14 protein-coding genes are annotated in these 16,135 nt (G+C 38.8%); 2 read left to right on the forward strand and 12 right to left on the reverse strand.

From position 1 onward, the window contains the following. The first annotated feature begins 68 nt into the window (after positions 1-68). Positions 69-1,424, forward strand: coding sequence for a helix-turn-helix domain-containing protein (locus tag G8761_RS17705; RefSeq protein ID WP_166029075.1), 1,356 nt, complete (start codon positions 69-71; stop codon positions 1,422-1,424). Between the two features lie 252 nt (positions 1,425-1,676). Here the strand turns inward: G8761_RS17705 and G8761_RS17710 are convergent, their stop codons facing one another. From G8761_RS17710 to G8761_RS17765, 12 genes are all read right to left on the reverse strand, one after another. Next, complete coding sequence (locus G8761_RS17710; RefSeq protein ID WP_166029077.1) at positions 1,677-2,414, reverse strand: urease accessory protein UreH domain-containing protein; 738 nt, start codon at positions 2,412-2,414, stop codon at positions 1,677-1,679. A 427-nt stretch (positions 2,415-2,841) separates the two neighbouring features. Then, positions 2,842-3,261 carry a VOC family protein gene (locus tag G8761_RS17715; protein ID WP_166029079.1) on the reverse strand — a complete coding sequence of 140 codons (420 nt, stop codon included), beginning with the start codon at positions 3,259-3,261 and terminating at the stop codon, positions 2,842-2,844. Positions 3,262-3,366: 105 nt separating this feature from the next. Next, positions 3,367-3,582 carry a phosphorylase family protein gene (locus G8761_RS17720; RefSeq protein WP_338000988.1) on the reverse strand — a complete coding sequence of 72 codons (216 nt, stop codon included), beginning with the start codon at positions 3,580-3,582 and terminating at the stop codon, positions 3,367-3,369. Positions 3,583-3,692: 110 nt separating this feature from the next. Continuing rightward, complete coding sequence (gene pgmB / locus G8761_RS17725) at positions 3,693-4,361, reverse strand: beta-phosphoglucomutase (RefSeq protein WP_166029081.1); 669 nt, start codon at positions 4,359-4,361, stop codon at positions 3,693-3,695. Positions 4,362-4,395: 34 nt separating this feature from the next. Next, entirely contained in the window at positions 4,396-6,615 is a 2,220-nt protein-coding gene (locus tag G8761_RS17730; RefSeq protein ID WP_166029083.1) for a glycoside hydrolase family 65 protein, read from the reverse strand. Then, complete coding sequence (locus G8761_RS17735; protein WP_166029085.1) at positions 6,612-7,655, reverse strand: Gfo/Idh/MocA family oxidoreductase; 1,044 nt, start codon at positions 7,653-7,655, stop codon at positions 6,612-6,614. Before G8761_RS17735 ends, G8761_RS17730 begins: the two co-directional genes overlap by 4 nt. A gap of 13 nt (positions 7,656-7,668) precedes the next feature. Then, on the reverse strand, positions 7,669-8,463 hold the full coding sequence (locus tag G8761_RS17740) for a sugar phosphate isomerase/epimerase family protein (protein WP_166029087.1): 795 nt from the start codon (positions 8,461-8,463) through the stop codon (positions 7,669-7,671). Positions 8,464-8,543: 80 nt separating this feature from the next. Continuing rightward, the gene (locus G8761_RS17745) at positions 8,544-9,599 is read right to left on the reverse strand and encodes a zinc-dependent alcohol dehydrogenase (RefSeq protein WP_166029089.1); all 1,056 of its coding nucleotides are present in this window, start codon (positions 9,597-9,599) and stop codon (positions 8,544-8,546) included. Between the two features lie 60 nt (positions 9,600-9,659). Further along, positions 9,660-10,508: a carbohydrate ABC transporter permease gene (locus G8761_RS17750; protein WP_420800264.1), complete on the reverse strand. Its 849-nt coding sequence runs from the start codon at positions 10,506-10,508 to the stop codon at positions 9,660-9,662. Then, entirely contained in the window at positions 10,501-11,382 is an 882-nt protein-coding gene (locus G8761_RS17755; RefSeq protein ID WP_166029093.1) for a carbohydrate ABC transporter permease, read from the reverse strand. The genes G8761_RS17750 and G8761_RS17755 overlap by 8 nt, the downstream gene beginning before the upstream one ends. Positions 11,383-11,570: 188 nt before the next feature. Next, positions 11,571-12,872, reverse strand: a complete 1,302-nt coding sequence (locus tag G8761_RS17760; RefSeq protein WP_166029094.1) for an ABC transporter substrate-binding protein — start codon at positions 12,870-12,872, stop codon at positions 11,571-11,573. A 12-nt stretch (positions 12,873-12,884) separates the two neighbouring features. Next, positions 12,885-14,561, reverse strand: a complete 1,677-nt coding sequence (locus tag G8761_RS17765) for an alpha-amylase family glycosyl hydrolase (protein WP_166029096.1) — start codon at positions 14,559-14,561, stop codon at positions 12,885-12,887. 545 nt (positions 14,562-15,106) lie between these two features. On the opposite strand from G8761_RS17765, the gene G8761_RS17770 reads away from it, so the two are divergent. Then, positions 15,107-16,126 carry a LacI family DNA-binding transcriptional regulator gene (locus G8761_RS17770; protein ID WP_166029098.1) on the forward strand — a complete coding sequence of 340 codons (1,020 nt, stop codon included), beginning with the start codon at positions 15,107-15,109 and terminating at the stop codon, positions 16,124-16,126. Positions 16,127-16,135 lie beyond the last annotated feature (9 nt).

Genomic DNA, 16,135 nt, shown 5'->3' on the forward strand with positions numbered 1-16,135 from the left:
TAGTTTTTTGTTCTATTTTTATAGTAAAATATACCTACAAATTCTTTATAAATAGGTGATGTGAGGATATGAAAACCAAAATACCCAGGCATAATTCGATCGGACTAAAAATAAGACAGGCAAGAAAGTTAAGAGGTTTCACGTTAGAAGAATTAGCCGAAGGCATTTGTTCTCTTGGCAAAATGAGTAATATAGAAAATGGGCATACCACAGCATCAGACGAAGAGTTAAAGAAATTTAGTCAAAAACTAAATTTTCCGGTAAGCTATTTTGCCGATCCGGATATAAATGAGAAGATAAAAGAACTTGATTATATAAAACACAAAATTGCAGATTTAATAGGATTGCAGCATTGGAAATATATAAAAGAGGAATTAAAGGTATTTAAAAACAAACTAGAGGCTTATCAAATTCCAAGAATGAAGGTTGATTACGATTTCCTTTCGGGTATTTTTTACTTAAGAACAGAACAGTACCAAATAGCACAGGAGTTCTTAACGTGCGTGACTGAGACAGAAGATAGCAGTAAATATATTGCCAGATTAAAAATCAAAGCCTATAACGCTCTTTCAAGCATCCTGTTTATACAAAAGAAAACTTCAATGGCAATTGAAATGTTGAATACAGCTTTAGAAATATCTAAAGAAAACCCAACTGTCTTCAAAGAAGAAATAGACAATATCTATTATAATCTTTCTATCTTATACCTATATATAGGCTCGACATACCAGTCTTTAAATTTCATTAACAAAGTACATCAACATACTATTAATAATATAGGAACGGATTATATAAAACTCCTAATTAGGTATTTAGAAGATGATGTTCCACAGAATATAAAAGACAGCTTATTATCATTAAGACATAAATTTCAAGAAACAAATGACCAGGAAGGTATTCTGCATGGATGGGCCCTGGCAGTCTACACAATCGCAATCTCCCAGCCTAATAGAACTATTCGGAAAGAATTGCAAGAAATCTTTTTAACGGATATTGGCAGACTTTCGGAAATCGAACGGTTCAGAGGTAAAGCTTTGGCTATCTATCAATTGGGAATCTATGTTCTTTTATCCCGCTTTGAAGAACAAGCATTTGTCCAAAAATTATTCAACGAAACTAAACGACTTTTATCAAAAGTGACTGACCCGATTCTCCTGGCAAGAAATCATTATTTAGAGGGTAGATTCCATAGGGAATTTCTTAAAGATACTTCTTCTTCATTAATCCTCTTTGAAAAAGCTCTTGAAGCATTGGATATTCATTATGAAGGATTATTAAAAGCAGAAATCCTTTATGAAATAAGCCAAATTAAAGACCCTATGAACAGTGCAAAACAATCAAATGAAATTTATCATATCCACTTAAAAAGAAAGATTCTTTTTACACATTTTCATGAATTGATTTTACCTAACTTTAAATACTAAAAGAAATGAGTCTGCCAATTTTTTTGCCTGCCAATTTTATTTAGTGGCTCCGGAAAAACGCTAAAAGGATATTAAAGCTCAGCTGCTGCGCCCATCCATATAGGCAATGGAAAACAATAATTTTTCATATATCTTATTTAGCGACCTAAGATGTGACTGTGATGCCATGTGTAATTTTGGAGAGGATGGAAGTGTGTTAAAAAAGATTTCTAAAACCGTTTAAAAGCGCCCTTTTGTTGGCGCCTTTATTTTCTATAAACTCCAATATGTAATTGTGTCCAGGATACCTAGGATCAGGATAAACACACCTGCTATTCTCTGGATTTTGGCCCCCAGCTTCCGGCCCTTCTTTTTCATTAATTTCCCGCTCAGTTCAAAATAACCGATTAAAAAAACTGCAATGATCACGGGTAATGAGGTACCAAGAGCGAAAATAGCAGGAAGAACCGACCCATAGGGAACGGATAAAGCCATTGGCATTAATGTAAGGAAAAACAGGACAAACATGGTTGGACAGAATCCAAGTGTAAAACTGACACCCATTAAAAAAGCCCCCAGATTTCCTTTCTTTGTAAACCGCTCAGATATATGACCAAGTGTAATCGTTTTATGGAATTTTAGAAGACCAACCATGAACAACCCGATAATAATCAATAAAGGACCTACCATTTTTCTCATCCATGGAAACAGTAAGATAAGCTGATCCTTTACCTCACTTCCAATAATCCAGAAAAGGAGCCCAATACCGCTAAACACTACGATTTTTCCAAGAACAAAATAAACAACCTCGAGCCAGGCGAGCTTTGTTTGAACAGACTTATTTACATAAATCGTAATGGCACCTAGATTGCCTGTAAATTGGCATGGTGCTATCGCCCCGACGATTCCCAGAATAAAAGCAGATAACAGAGGAATGCTCTCAGTGCTTTGGCCCATTGATAAAAAAGGGTGACTCAAAAAATTGCTTGTTTGGCTGAAAATCTCATACATGCCAGAATCAACTCCTTAAATCTCTTACAATATAAAAATCATACTAAGGCATGCCTATTTCTGAATGTTAAATATACAACAAATTTAAGGAGAAAATGTGCAGATTAGTAACAAAAGCTTAAGTTCTGGATTAACGTTGAAGTTAGCAGCGTGATTTGGCTGAATTCCGCAGTAGTTTCGCGGAATTATTGTTCAGCTTGGCGGAATAGCAGCGAGGTTTGGCGGAATCCCAAAGCAGTTTCGTGGATTTATGGTTGTGAATATAGGCTAGTTCGACAAGATCCCATATAGACGATGGTGTTGCAAGCATGGATATGAACTACCAAACTCCCCTTTTGTAGAAAAAAGGCGTTCATCACATTTCACTGGTCGCTTGAGCAATGGTAAAGAAAAAACACCACTTTTTAAAATGGTGTTTAAACAATTCTTATTTAGCTGTGTCTGTTGAAAGCTGCCAGGTGACCCCGAATTTGTCGGTTAGCTGACCATAGGATGGGCTCCAAAAAGTTGGCTGGAGTTCCATTATTACCTTTCCGCCCTCTTTCAACTTCTCATAAACTTCCTTTGTCGTTTCCGGATTATCAAACAAAACAGCTATTGATACTTGGTCACCAACCTGATAAGGATTGCCAGGGAAGGTATCTGAAAGCATGAGGTTAAAATCCCCAGCCTTCAATTGAGCATTTAATACAAGATTTTTTACACTTTCCGGCTTGTCACTATTGCCTGGCATATCACCAAAGGTTTGGAGACTAACAACATTAGCTCCTAGCGCATTTTCATAAAATTTAACCGCTTCTTGTCCATTTCCGTTCATAACCAGGTAAGGATAAATATTAGTAATCATTAAGAAACACCTCTCCATTCAAATTCCACTATATAGTTTCTATTATTGTTAAGCATATTCCTTCATAAACTTAAAAAAGAAAAAACCTGCAGAACTTCTGCAGGCTTACTTTAAGGAAGCAAGTGCGTTTAAAGCAATGATCGTTTCCGCTTTAATTGCTTTTTGAACCTTGTCGGTGTGAGGATTATAGTTTTCTAGCAAATCTGAATCGGCAAAGCCATCTATCGCCAAAATAGAACCTGCCCTGACTCCCCGCAGCGAGGCAATGATAAATAGAGCAGATTTCTCCATCTCCACAGCCTTTACCCCGGCAATTGCGATTCTCGCCTAACCGAACAGGAGCACAAAACAGGTAAGCTATTTCTCCGGTGGATGTCCACACACAATAACCCGCTTCGGCAATTGATCAGAATTTACTACTAAATTACTAATTATCTTTCAGTGGTAAAAGCTGCTTTTATCTCATCCCAGAGGAGTTCCTTTGTAGCAGTTACCTGCAAATCACTTCCTTCAAGGTTTCCTACTCCTACCGCAAACATCCCGCTGGCTTTAATGGCCTTTATTCCGGCTGCGGCATCCTCGACGCCGATTGAATATAAAGGATTTGCACCAAGCCCAGCACAAGCAGTAAGAAAGATCTCCGGATCTGGCTTTGATTTTTTAATTTTTGCCGCATCAGCAATATAGTCAAATTCATTTTGGAGCTGTAATGCATTTAAAACAGTTTCTGCATTTTTAGAAACAGACGCCAGTCCAATCGGAATTCCATCAGCTTTAATATCCGCAATTAATTCCAAAATTCCTGGCAGTACATCAGAGGGTGTTAATTCCTTTAAAAAATCACAGTAATGAAGGTTCTTCCTGCCAGCCATTTCCTCTTTTTCTGCAAGTGTGAAATCATCCTGACGGTTTCCCTCTTGTAAAATCAGTTCCAAGGAATCCATCCGGCTGACTCCTTTTAACCGTTCATTAAACTTTTCATCTATTTTTATGCCAAGTTCTTCAGCAAGCTGTTTCCAGGCCAAATAATGATAATGGGCTGTATCTGTGATGACACCATCAAGGTCAAATACGACTGCCTCTATCCCATTTTTATTCATTTCCCATTCCCCCTTGATTAAACACTGATTCTTTTTATAGATTCACTTCTATTTCCTCATTAACCAAATATTCATTTCCATTGATTTCAACTGTTAGGGCTGGACCGGAAATTAAAGTTACTGCCACTTGATTAGGAGTAAGCAAAATTTCTAGACGTGATCCCCTGCAATAGAATGGAAATGACATTTTTGACCAATCAGCTGGCAGTTTTGGATTAATTGATAGAGTATTATTTTTTAAGATAACGTTTGCAAACCCAAATACACCTGCAAGCCAGACGGAACCCAGAGATGCTGCATGGATTCCTTCATCTGAGGAATGCGGATTTGGACCTAAATCTATTAAACAGGCTTCCTGGAAGAAGCGGTAGGCTGCTTCCATATCTCCACAGCGTGCTGCAACAATCGCATGTATGGCCTTGCTGAGTGATGAATCGTGAATAGTATGCTTTTCATAATAATGAAGGTTCTTTGCCACAATATCAGCAGGGAACAGATCAGGGAATAAATACAGAAGCATAACGGTATCCGCTTGCTTTAATATTTGCATTTCATTTACTTCCTGGCGGGAATAGTCCAATAGAATAGCCTGGCTTCCCTGTTTTTCTTTATATTTTGCTAGATCAATTTCCGGTTTATTTAAAAACGTATCATCCTGAGGAATAATTCCCTCTTTATTTGGAACCGGCAAATATAAACGGTTTAAAAAGTCATTGCCCCGTTCGATGAGTTCTCCGTCTTGATCCCCGTATTTCCCCATAAAGAAAAGAGTCTGTTTGACATTAAAATAAGCCATATAGTTGGTATAGGCATTGTTGTCAATATGCTCGGTGTATTCATCCGGACCAATAACATCTTTAATCGAGAACTGTCCGTCTTCTTCAACAGCACGGCTAAGCCAAAAACGGCTTGTCTCTTTTAAAAGGGAAAGTCCTTCTTTTTTCATAAAATCTTCATCTTTTGTATTTTCAAAGTACTGAACAACTGCAAAAGCAATATCAGCGACAATATGATGTTCCGCTATAGCTGATGCTACCTTTTGGCGTATACCTGTCCTAATGTTAATCGCGGCAAATTCAGGTGTCTCTTCTTCTCCGGAAAATGCACTTTCCCATGGAAACAGGGCCCCTTCATATCCATTCAGCTGTGCCTTTTCCTTTGCCTGCTGCAGATGCAAATATCTATAGGTTAATAGCTTCTTAGCTGTTTTTGGTTCAGTAAAAAGGTGAAAGGGTGCAATAAAGATTTCCGTGTCCCAAAAAACATGCCCTTTATAGCCTTCACCGGTCAATCCTTTCGCTCCCACACTAAAGCGTTGATCATGGGCAGGAGTCATAATCTCCATGTGATAAAGGGCAAAATCCATGGCTGTCTGATCAAATTCATTTTCGGATACAATAGATACCCGCTTCTTATGCCAAAACTCCTGCCATTTGAAGGCTGACTTTTCAAGCAGTGTATCATAACCATCCAGTAAGGTCTCTTCTATTAATTGGAACGCATCCTTCTCCGGATCGTTTACACCTTGATCAAGCGAAGTGAACAATGCACCTGCTTTTTCTATGATAAATGGTTGGTTTTTTTTGATTTCGTGTTTAATCGATGTTAAAAGCTGACGATTTTTTGCAGAGAAATTGACATCAGTCTCACCCTGAAAAGTACAAGCCGCTGCCAGTGAAATCCTATGGGAAGACTCAGTTGTCTGATAAACCCCCTGCATGATTTTCTCATTATAAATACGGACTTTCTCCTCAATAAGATGCTGCTTTCCAAAGTTAGTCTGCTGTGCGTCGATACCTGTGACAATTTTTAAGACAGCGTCATTATCCAGGCTGGTAATCGTCACTTTGGAGGCCAACAAGTGCAGATTTTCCTTCGATACGAATCGCTGAAAAACAATCTGAAAACGCAATCCTTTAATTTCCCATAAAATTTCTCTCTTTACTTCTCCAGTTGCGAGAATTAATTCACGTGTGTAAGAATGGATCTTACCGTTTAACAAGGAAAAAGTGTCTCCGTTTATTTCGATTTTAAAGCCTGATATATCAGGAAGATTCACTAACTCCGAGGTCTCATTTACGGTTGCTTTATTATAAATTCCTGCAATATAAAGACCGCGGGTTTGCCCCGCGTAATCTTCTTCATGGGCAGCCCGGAGCCCAAGATATCCATTTCCCATTGCCATTAAGCTTGCAAACTTATTAAGTGAATGTAAATCAAATTTATCTTCCACTATTTTTCGGCCTTTTTTCATAAGGATATACTCACACCCTTCTCTGCAGATAGATAGAGTGCTTCGACTAGCTGCTGGATGATGTACCCCTGTTTCCCGTCTGCTACCATGACGTTCTTGCCTAAACATTTATCCACAAAGGCTGCCATACTTTTCTGATGGCGGTTTGAACTCGGGTCTGCCTCCGGCCTATTTTCAAGAAGGACCAATTCGCCTTCGTGATCTGTATAAATTTGCGCCGGGAAAAGCGAGGCGCCTGCCCGTTCTCCGCAGAACTCTACATTCATGATGGAGGATTCCTTTATATTTAAAGCAAATGAAGTTTCGATTTGTAATAGTCCGCCATCTTTAAACTCAATGAACCCAAAAAAGGAGTCCTCAACCTCGTATTTTGATGGATCCCATTCCCCAAATGTTCCCTTCGACTTTTTGTTCCCTATTTTTTGAAACATTTTTGCTGTGACCTTCTCTACTTCAGGGTAACCAAGAACATATAAAGCAGCATCCAGCATGTGAACTCCTATATCAATTAAAGGGCCGCCGCCTTGCGCTTCTTTATTGGTAAAGCTGCCCCAGCCTGGAACTCCGCTGCGTCGCAATGCCTGTGCTTTTACCACATAAATATCCCCAAACACACCCTCGTTTACTTTTTCTCTTAAAAGTGTCGCATCATCTGAAAACCGATGATGAAAATTATAGGCAAGTACCCGATTATTCTTTTCAGCCGTCTCCATCATCATTCTTGCTTCTTCTGATTTAATGGCAGGAGGTTTCTCACACATTACATCACAGCCAGCCTCTAATGCCTGCATAACATGTTCGAAATGAAAACGGTTTGGCGAGCAGATACTCACGATATCCGGATTTTCCCTGGCATACATTTCAGCAGCATCGGTATAGTATCGAGGGATTCCATTTCTTTCAGCGAAATTTCTCGCACTATCGGCATGGCGGCTTACAACGGCTACAATCTCAACTTCTTCCCGCGTTTTATAGTAGGCTGCATGAACATTTTCAGCGATCTGCCCACCGCCAATTATGGCAACTTTCTTTTTAACCACGACGAAACTCCTCTCAAGTTAATGAAGCTCTAAGATGGTGCAATGCAGCAAGATATTCGGATTCAGGATCATTACCGCGAATACGGCATTCAAGAGTTAAGAAACCATCATAACCGTCTTCCTTTAATTGATTAAAGTGCTTTCTGAAATCCAATGATCCGCTTCCAGGCTGAAAGCGATGATTATCGGCAAGGTGAATGTGTCCAATTAAATCACGATTCTTGTGTAATGCCTCTGAAATATCGTCCTCTTCAATGTTCATATGATAAAAATCAGCAATAATTTTTACATTTTTAAAATTGTTTTCTTCTATATAACGGCGTGCATCTGCTAAAGTATTAATCATATGATCCTGATAACGGTTTAGCGGTTCAAGGAAAATGGTTGTACCTGTTTCCTCCGCCACTTTATCAAGATATACAAGTGATTGCATTACCGCTTTTCGGTCTCCTGCAAGGCTTCTAGGTGAAACCATAGGAGGAAGACGGAAGGTAAACATTCCCCATGCTGCAGGTACCACGATCCCTTTTCCGCCTACTTCTTTTAATGCTTCAAGGATTTTTTTGATTTCTGCCAATCCATTAAGCCTGCGTTCTTCAATAAAGTCTCCGATCCAGCCATTATAGCCGCCGCAAGCGGTTGTAACTGGCAAACCTGTTTCCTGAATCGCTTCTTTTACCTCTTCTATATGGTCCACTAGTAGTTTTCCATCAATTTCAAAGCCTTCAAAGCCAGCTTCCTTTAAATATATAAATTTTTCTTTGATGTTTTCCGGAAAAAATGCCTGGTTCTGTGTACCAATTCTCATTGATTTTTCCTCCTTTTTCCCTAAAGCAGTCTTAATTAGCCTACAATAAACAAGGGGCCGGACAATGCCGGCCAGTTGTTTTACTTTTTATATTCAATACCCATCTTAATGCTCAGCTCTGGATGCTGGTCTACATATTCCATATAAGCCTCGGCACTTTCCTTGAATGGTACAACTGGATCAATAATATCCTCGCAATCAAGGTAACCATTCATAAGCAATTCCCAGCAGGTATCTTCAATACGCTTACGGTTCCAGCGCGGATAGTCCGGATTTGGCTCACTTGCAGCACGTGAGAAGACAATTTTAGCATTATTAAAATGAGCTTCCCGCCCAAAGTTTATTTCTGTTAATGGTTTTGCGAAAGCAACATATGAAATCGTACCGCCATAAGCGATTCCTCTTAATGCATCCTGAAGAGCCGCTGCGTTTCCACTCGTTTCTATAATTGAATCTGCTCCCAATTTATTGGTCAGCTTTTTCACTTCATAACCTACGTCACAGGATGTTGGATCGAAACAAACATCTGCTCCGTGCCGAAGCGCGATATCACGACGGTGGCTAAGAGGATCTACACCTACAACAATACTTGCACCCGCTTTTTTAGCCAGCTGAATAGCAATCTGCCCAATTGCTCCAAGTCCCACAACAACAACGTAATCACCAGCACGAACATGCGCATCACGAACGCCGCTCATAGCAAACTGTGCAGGGTCATAGCAAACTGCGTTTTGCCATTTAGCACCTTCAGGCATTTTACGAAGTCTGTGATTATCAACAGCATTAACAATAACGGTTTCCATGATAGGACCATATGTGCAGACTGTTTCGCCAATCTGATAATCCTTTACCTCACTGCCTGCTTCCACAATTTTGCCGACTACCATATTACCAAGCTGAAACTCCCCGAAGACAATCCCTGGTGCAGAACCTTCTTCACGGGGAAGGAACATGCGCCATTCTTCATCAAAATTTTCATTCATAAAAGGAGTCAGGCCGCGGAAGTCCACTACCTCAGTACCGTGTTTAGGAGAGGCAAATTCCACCTCTATTTTTACTTCGTTCGGCTGCACCTGACGATCTTCATATTCTAAAAATCCAGCTTCTCTTGGTGCTACAGCAACTAACTTTTTCATGACTTCATTACTTCCTCTCAAATTATATAATGTTGACATTTTTATTTATGGAAGATTCTATTAACCTTTTACCCCGCCCTCGGTGAGGTTGCCTTTAATAAAGTGCTCAGAAATGGCATACATAATAACAACCGGTAATGCTGTTACAAGTGATGCCGCCATCATTCTGCCCCATACATAATCTGGTGTACTGAATAATGAATTTAGACCGATTGGCAATGTAAAGTTTGCTGAGTCCGATAAAAAAATGGATGCAAACAAGTAATCGTTCCAAGCAATCATAAAGGAATAGACAAACACTGATATGATTCCTGAAATAGATAAAGGAATGATGATATAGAAAATAATCTGGATCCGGTTAAGCCCGTCAATCATCGCCGCTTCTTCTAAATCATCCGGAATCGTGTCAAAGTAGCTTTTCAGCATAAAAATCGCTGTTGGCAATGTTTGAACAATCATCGTGATAATGAGGGATGTTTTTGTATCGTACAATCCCAAACCGGAAATGATTTTAAATAATGGAACGACAAGCAGGATTCCTGAGAACATATAAACTGTATAAAAGCTTGCATTAATGGTAACGCGGCCTTTAAATTTTAATTTTGATAAGGCATAGGCACCAAATATCCCAATTGCCACGGATAAGATAGATGCCGTAAGTGATACGAACAAGCTGTTTTTAAAATAAGCAAGATATGGGAAGATATCCGGATTGAAAATATCTATATAATGCTGGAATGTCCACTTCTCCGGAAAGAACGTCGGAGTTGTCGATACGGCCTCCCTGGACGTTTTAAAGGAAGTCATCAGCATGATAAAAAACGGGAATAACGAAACAGCCAATAGGGCGATAAGTCCAATATAGAAGGATACTTTTTTTACAGCTCTATTCTTTTTCGTACTAGCCATTGCCATTTAAATTCACCCGCTTTCTGGAAAGCATAATTACAATAAAGAGAATGATGAAGAGAATCACAGATATAGATGATGCCTTGCCTAAATCGTTGAAAGCAAAAGCAGTTTTGTATAGATAAATACCTAAAATATCAACTTTATTTGTTAGCAGATATACATCTGTAAACATGTAGAACATCCAGATGGCCCTTAGTGTTATAACCGTTAATAATACAGGCATAATAGCCGGCAATGTTACAATTTTAAACTTTTCCCAGGCACTCGCTCCATCGATCTCCGCTGCTTCATATAATGTGTTATCAATGGTCTGAAGGATTGCCAGGAACGAAATAAACGCGTAAGGAAAATACCTCCAGATTGCAAATAATACAACTAAAAGAAAACTGCTTACTGGGTTATCAAACCAAAGAGGTGCTTCTTTAAATAGGTGAAGAACGTCTCCGCCCAAATAATTGATTACACCATAACCATTATTAAACATGTACTTCCATGCGAAAATAAGGGAAATAGATGGCGTTACATAAGACAAAATGATAATCGAACGTGCTGTCTTTCTAAATTTGAAGGGACGGTTAAAGAAGATGGCCACTGCTAAACCAAAAATCGTACTCCCCGCCACAGTAAGAACCGTATACAAAAGGGTAATCCCTAAGGATTTAAAAAACTCAGCGTCTGTCAGAATATCAATAAAATTTTTCAATCCTACAAATTTAGCACTTAATCGAGGATTTATTGGCTGGTCAAAGAAACTTATCTGTATGTTTGAAATCATTGGATACGCTACAAGTAAAAGCAGCAGGGCGAAACTTGGAAAAAGCAAAGCTAATGCCAATTTCGCATCCGATTTCTGTTTCAATTTTGTTTTCATGGTAACCTCCCGTGAAGTCTAATATGGCTCCATTTCAAGGATCTGCTCCCTAAAAATAATAAAGTTGTTTAAAAGGAACCATTGTATTTAAAAAGTTTTAAACAACTTTACGCCTTTAGGGAACTGGCTGCTTTTTGCTCTATAAGTTACAGCGGGGGAACGGCGATAAGGCATTCCCCCGAATTGGCTTACTTCTTCAATACATCTTCCAGCGATTTTTCAGCTGTCTTTAATTCACTCTTAACATCTTTTCCGCCAACAGTGATTCCATTAACTAATTTAGGAATGGCACCTGAGCTTGTCACATCACCCATTTTCAAGAAGTTCTTACCGTCTACCAGACCGAACACCTGAATGTCATTGTAGGATGCAGCAATCTCATTGGAAAGATTACCAAATGCTTTTACTACTTTGTTTGCCTGATAGTCCGGATTTTCGGTAACCTTCTTGTTAACAGGCTGCGCTCCGCCTGGAGACATTAGTACCCAAGCTGTCATGTTTTCAGGTTTCGAAAGAAATTCAACAAATTCCTGTGCAGCTTTCTTTTGATTATCCTCAAGACCAGAGGAAATGGTTAGTGCAGATACAGTTCCAAATACTGCTTTTGACTTTTGTTTCGGAATAGCAAAACCAATATTGCTGGCTTTTCCTTCTTCAAATACAGAAGGAAGGATATAAGTTGAATAAAGTGCCATTGGTACTGTTCCGTTCATAAATGCATCTTTTACTTCTGTAGTATCATTGGAGCCTGGCATTGTGTATTTAGCTAGATTTTGATAATAAGTTAAAGCTTCTTTCATTTCTGGTGTATCGATGTTTAATTTGCCTTTGCTGTTCAGTATATTGGCATTGTTTGAGAGGGCAAATTGCGAGAATGCCTGTTCAGAGAAGCCGCCTTCTACTGTAGGTAAAGCGATACCGTATTTCTTGTTTCCTTTATCTGTAAAAACTTTAGCAATCGCTAAAATATCATCCCAGCTTTTTGGCTCTTTTAACCCTTTAGATGCAAGCATTTCTTTGTTGTACCAAATCCCTTGCACCCAGCCGCTTATTGGTGCGCCGGTGAAGCTTTTACCGTCTTCAGTCTTCATTAGTTTTAATGCGCCTTCGTAATAGTTGTCCTTGCCGACTTTATCAATAATCTTGCTTACAGCGGATTTGTCTATCAATTCATCCTTATCCATTACTTTCGCATAATCCTGACCTACTTCAAGGACAGCTGGCAATTTGCCTGAGTTTGCAAGAGTTACAATTTTGGTGTTATAAGAATCTTCTTCTACTGGCACTTGTTTAATTTTTATATCCTTGTGCTCTTTTTCAAATTGTGCCACCAATTTGTTGATTACAGCTAAACGTTCTTGTTCTACTGAAGAGTGCATAAATTCAATTGTTGTTTTTCCGTCGCTGCTGCTTTGTTTGCTGCCGTTACAAGCGGTTAATGCCACAGCCAGAACTAAAATTAATACTAAACTTAATCCTTTTTTTATCATTCTCTTATCCTCCTAATTTGTTGGTTTTAGCCAAAGGAATTGATATGGATTTAATTCAATTTCACCATTAAAAACTTCGCCTGTCAGAACATCCTGGAACCTGCCATTTAATTCACAACCAGCTTGTCCATTTGTAAGATTGTGAAGTACATATAAACTTTCATTTTGACTAATTCTTTTAAAAGCAAAGATGCTTTTGCCAAAATCAAGGACTTCCATTGCAGCATTTGGATGGAATGCTTCCTGTGCTTTCCTGGCTGATATGATCTTACTAATCCCGGAAAACACCTTGAAACGTAATGACTCTTCATTCGCTAATTCCTGTTCAATTCCCAGCAGTGTGTATTTTTGCCTGTTTATCGATCTGTTCATTCCGGTTTTCTTTACACCTTCGTAATCATTTCGGGAACCAAGCATGCTTTGGATATAAATAGCAGGCACTCCCGGAAGGGTTAATAGAATGGAATGTGCTGCCATAAATCTCTTCACCCGAACTTCATCAGTGTCTGCTTGCTTATTTAAAGCATCAAGGAAAGTTACATTGATTTCATAAGGGCTTTCTGAACCATCAGGGTTTTTCTTGTAATTAACAAGGGCCCCCTCCTGCTTTAACTCCTCTACCATTGACAGGATTTCTTCCTCAGGTATGATGCCGCGAATAGGATTCAAGCCAATTCCATCGTGAGACGCAAGAAAATTAAAGAAGGTTGTATCCTTTCCTGTTGGAGACAGCTGACTTGCCCAGTTCGTTAATGCGCTTCCATTTCCGTTGTGAATGGCATTCAGAACGAGCGGCGGCAGCGGGAACTGATAGACCATATGAGCCTCGTCGTGCCCATTCCCAAAGTAAGCCACATTATCTTTATGAGGGACATTTGTTTCAGTAATAATGACAGTCCCTTTCGCCGCTTCATCAACTACATCTCGGAAAAGCTTTACAATTTCATGTGTCTTTTCATGATGGATACAGGTAGTGCCAACTTCCTTCCATGCAAATCCAATTGCATCAAGCCTGATGTATTCGGCTCCTTGCTCCAGATAAAACAGCAATACGTCAATCATCTTTAACAGGGCCTGAGGATTTCTAAAATTTAAATCAATCTGGTCGTCACTAAATGTTGTCCATATATGCTTTTCTTCACCATTGGCCAGAGTAAACTTTGTGAGCAGCGGATGTGCTCTTGGCCTTGTTACCATACTCAAATCGACGGCAGGATTCATTTCAATAAAAAAATTATCGTATTCCAGATTTCCTTTTAAGTATTCCTGGAACCACTCGCTTTTGGAGGAGATATGATTACAAACATCATCGAACATAATTCTCGCCGAGTTTGTTAACCTCTCAACATCCTCCCAATCTCCTAATAGCGGGTTAATTTTCTTGTAATCCACTACTGAAAACCCGTCATCTGATGTATATGGAAAAAAAGGAAGAAAGTGGACAATTGGAAACTTATCTGCCAGGTATCGATCAAACATTTTCTTAAAGGTTTCCAAAGTTGGACGGTCATTTTCCTGAAATTGATCTCCATAAGTTATCAAGACAAGATCTTTTTCGTCCCAGCTTTGTTTTCTTGGCTTTAAAAGCTTATCCTTTGTTTCACTAATTCGTTTACAAATGCTTTTTTCGATTTCTTCTATACTTTGGTCTTCATAAATAAAAGCTAGTCTTTCTTTTATGTTTTTCATAGTTTCCTCCTATGTGGTACCGCTCCCATAAACACATAAAAAAATTTACTTCTTCTTTGGCACCGCTTCCATAACACATAAAAAAAAAGTTAATAATTTATTTTTGGTACCGCTCCCATAAAAGTCTAAAAAAACGACTTTTAGATGACAACCAATCTATCAATCTTGTGGTACCGCTCCCATACGTGTAATATAATATAGAAAAAGCTTACTGTCAATGAAAGCCGTTTCATTTTTTTCATTAGATTTATGCCGGCTTGGAAGTACGATTTATCTCTTCCACAAATTTGAAAAAACAATAATTTTTATTGCTACTTTTGTTTTCCCTACCTATAATAAATACGTATATCGCTCCTACCTCCTATAACTTAGTGGATTCCAAATTATAGGCATATTAAATGACAGCATGCCAGTTTTAATAGATAGTGTGCTACAGTCAATAAATGAAAACGCATCCAACTCCCTATTGGTAACTAAACCGCTTTTATAAAATGCATGACGGATGAGCTGCCTTCTTAAAGCAGCAAGATGAAGGGGGAAGTCTTTTGGTCCACACGATTTACGATATTGCTCGTGTTGCCAATGTTTCAAAGTCTACTGTTTCACGAGTATTAAATAATCAAACTAATATATCAGAAGAGGCCAGAAATCGTGTATTAAAAGCCATTGAAGAGCTGAACTATCAGCCAAGCAAGCTTGCAAGAGGTCTTTCTGCCGGTTTTGATGCCATTATGGTTGTTTCACGTTCAGCAAAGACAACCGCGAATAATCCATTTTTCTCGGAGATTATTCATACCATCTCAACTAAAGCTGAGGAAGAAAATTTTGATGTCATCCTACAGACTTCGAAAAACAGTGATGATGAAAGAAATAAATGTATCGCAAAAATAAAAGATAAAATGGTAAAAGGAATTATTATGCTGAGCTCCCCGGCAAATGAATCCTTTTTTGAGGAATTAGATGTCTATAATATCCCTATCGTCGTTATTGGAAAGGTTGATGGAAACTATAAAAATATCTATTCTGTGGATACAAATAACTATCAGGATACCTATGATCTAACGAATTTATTAATTGAATATGGCCACCGGAATATTGCTTGTATGCATTCACCGCTGGAATATCACGTTTCCGTTGACCGTTTAGAAGGCTATAAGGCATGTTTATCGGAACACAGCTTTCCAATTAGACAGGAATGGGTAATAGACAGCGGGTACACAGTGGAAAGTTCTTATGAAGCTGCAAAAAGATTCTTTCTTTCCGGTAAATGGCCAACTGCAGTTTTGGCAACGGATGACCTAAAAGTTATGGGTTTATATAAAGCCGCTGCTGAATTGGGAATTTCAATACCAGGAGAGATTTCCATTGCGGGCTATAGCAACACCAGCTTTACTCCATTTTTGTCTCCATCCTTAACGAGCATAGAAATTCCGGTTACAAATTTAGGGGAAGCAGGAACCAATATTCTTTTTAGAAAAATAAAAGAGAACGTCGCATCCGAATCAAAGATCCTCATTCCAACTGCAAAAATCATCCAAAATTCGGTCCTAAAGATTCCTTCTTGACCTGCATGA

It is taken from the genome of Neobacillus terrae (genome assembly GCF_011393025.1).
Lineage (GTDB): Bacteria > Bacillota > Bacilli > Bacillales > Cytobacillaceae > Neobacillus_A > Neobacillus_A terrae.

What these genes read in the sequence shown, in the direction of transcription:
- G8761_RS17705 (WP_166029075.1), top strand. Translation starts at nt 69, where the DNA reads ATGAAAACCAAAATACCCAGGCATAATTCGATCGGACTAAAAATAAGA.
- G8761_RS17710 (WP_166029077.1), bottom strand. Translation starts at nt 2,414, where the DNA reads ATGTATGAGATTTTCAGCCAAACAAGCAATTTTTTGAGTCACCCTTTT.
- G8761_RS17715 (WP_166029079.1), bottom strand. Translation starts at nt 3,261, where the DNA reads ATGATTACTAATATTTATCCTTACCTGGTTATGAACGGAAATGGACAA.
- pgmB (WP_166029081.1), bottom strand. Translation starts at nt 4,361, where the DNA reads ATGAATAAAAATGGGATAGAGGCAGTCGTATTTGACCTTGATGGTGTC.
- G8761_RS17730 (WP_166029083.1), bottom strand. Translation starts at nt 6,615, where the DNA reads ATGAAAAAAGGCCGAAAAATAGTGGAAGATAAATTTGATTTACATTCA.
- G8761_RS17740 (WP_166029087.1), bottom strand. Translation starts at nt 8,463, where the DNA reads ATGAGAATTGGTACACAGAACCAGGCATTTTTTCCGGAAAACATCAAA.
- G8761_RS17745 (WP_166029089.1), bottom strand. Translation starts at nt 9,599, where the DNA reads ATGAAAAAGTTAGTTGCTGTAGCACCAAGAGAAGCTGGATTTTTAGAA.
- G8761_RS17750 (WP_420800264.1), bottom strand. Translation starts at nt 10,508, where the DNA reads ATGGCTAGTACGAAAAAGAATAGAGCTGTAAAAAAAGTATCCTTCTAT.
- G8761_RS17755 (WP_166029093.1), bottom strand. Translation starts at nt 11,382, where the DNA reads ATGAAAACAAAATTGAAACAGAAATCGGATGCGAAATTGGCATTAGCT.
- G8761_RS17760 (WP_166029094.1), bottom strand. Translation starts at nt 12,872, where the DNA reads ATGATAAAAAAAGGATTAAGTTTAGTATTAATTTTAGTTCTGGCTGTG.
- G8761_RS17765 (WP_166029096.1), bottom strand. Translation starts at nt 14,561, where the DNA reads ATGAAAAACATAAAAGAAAGACTAGCTTTTATTTATGAAGACCAAAGT.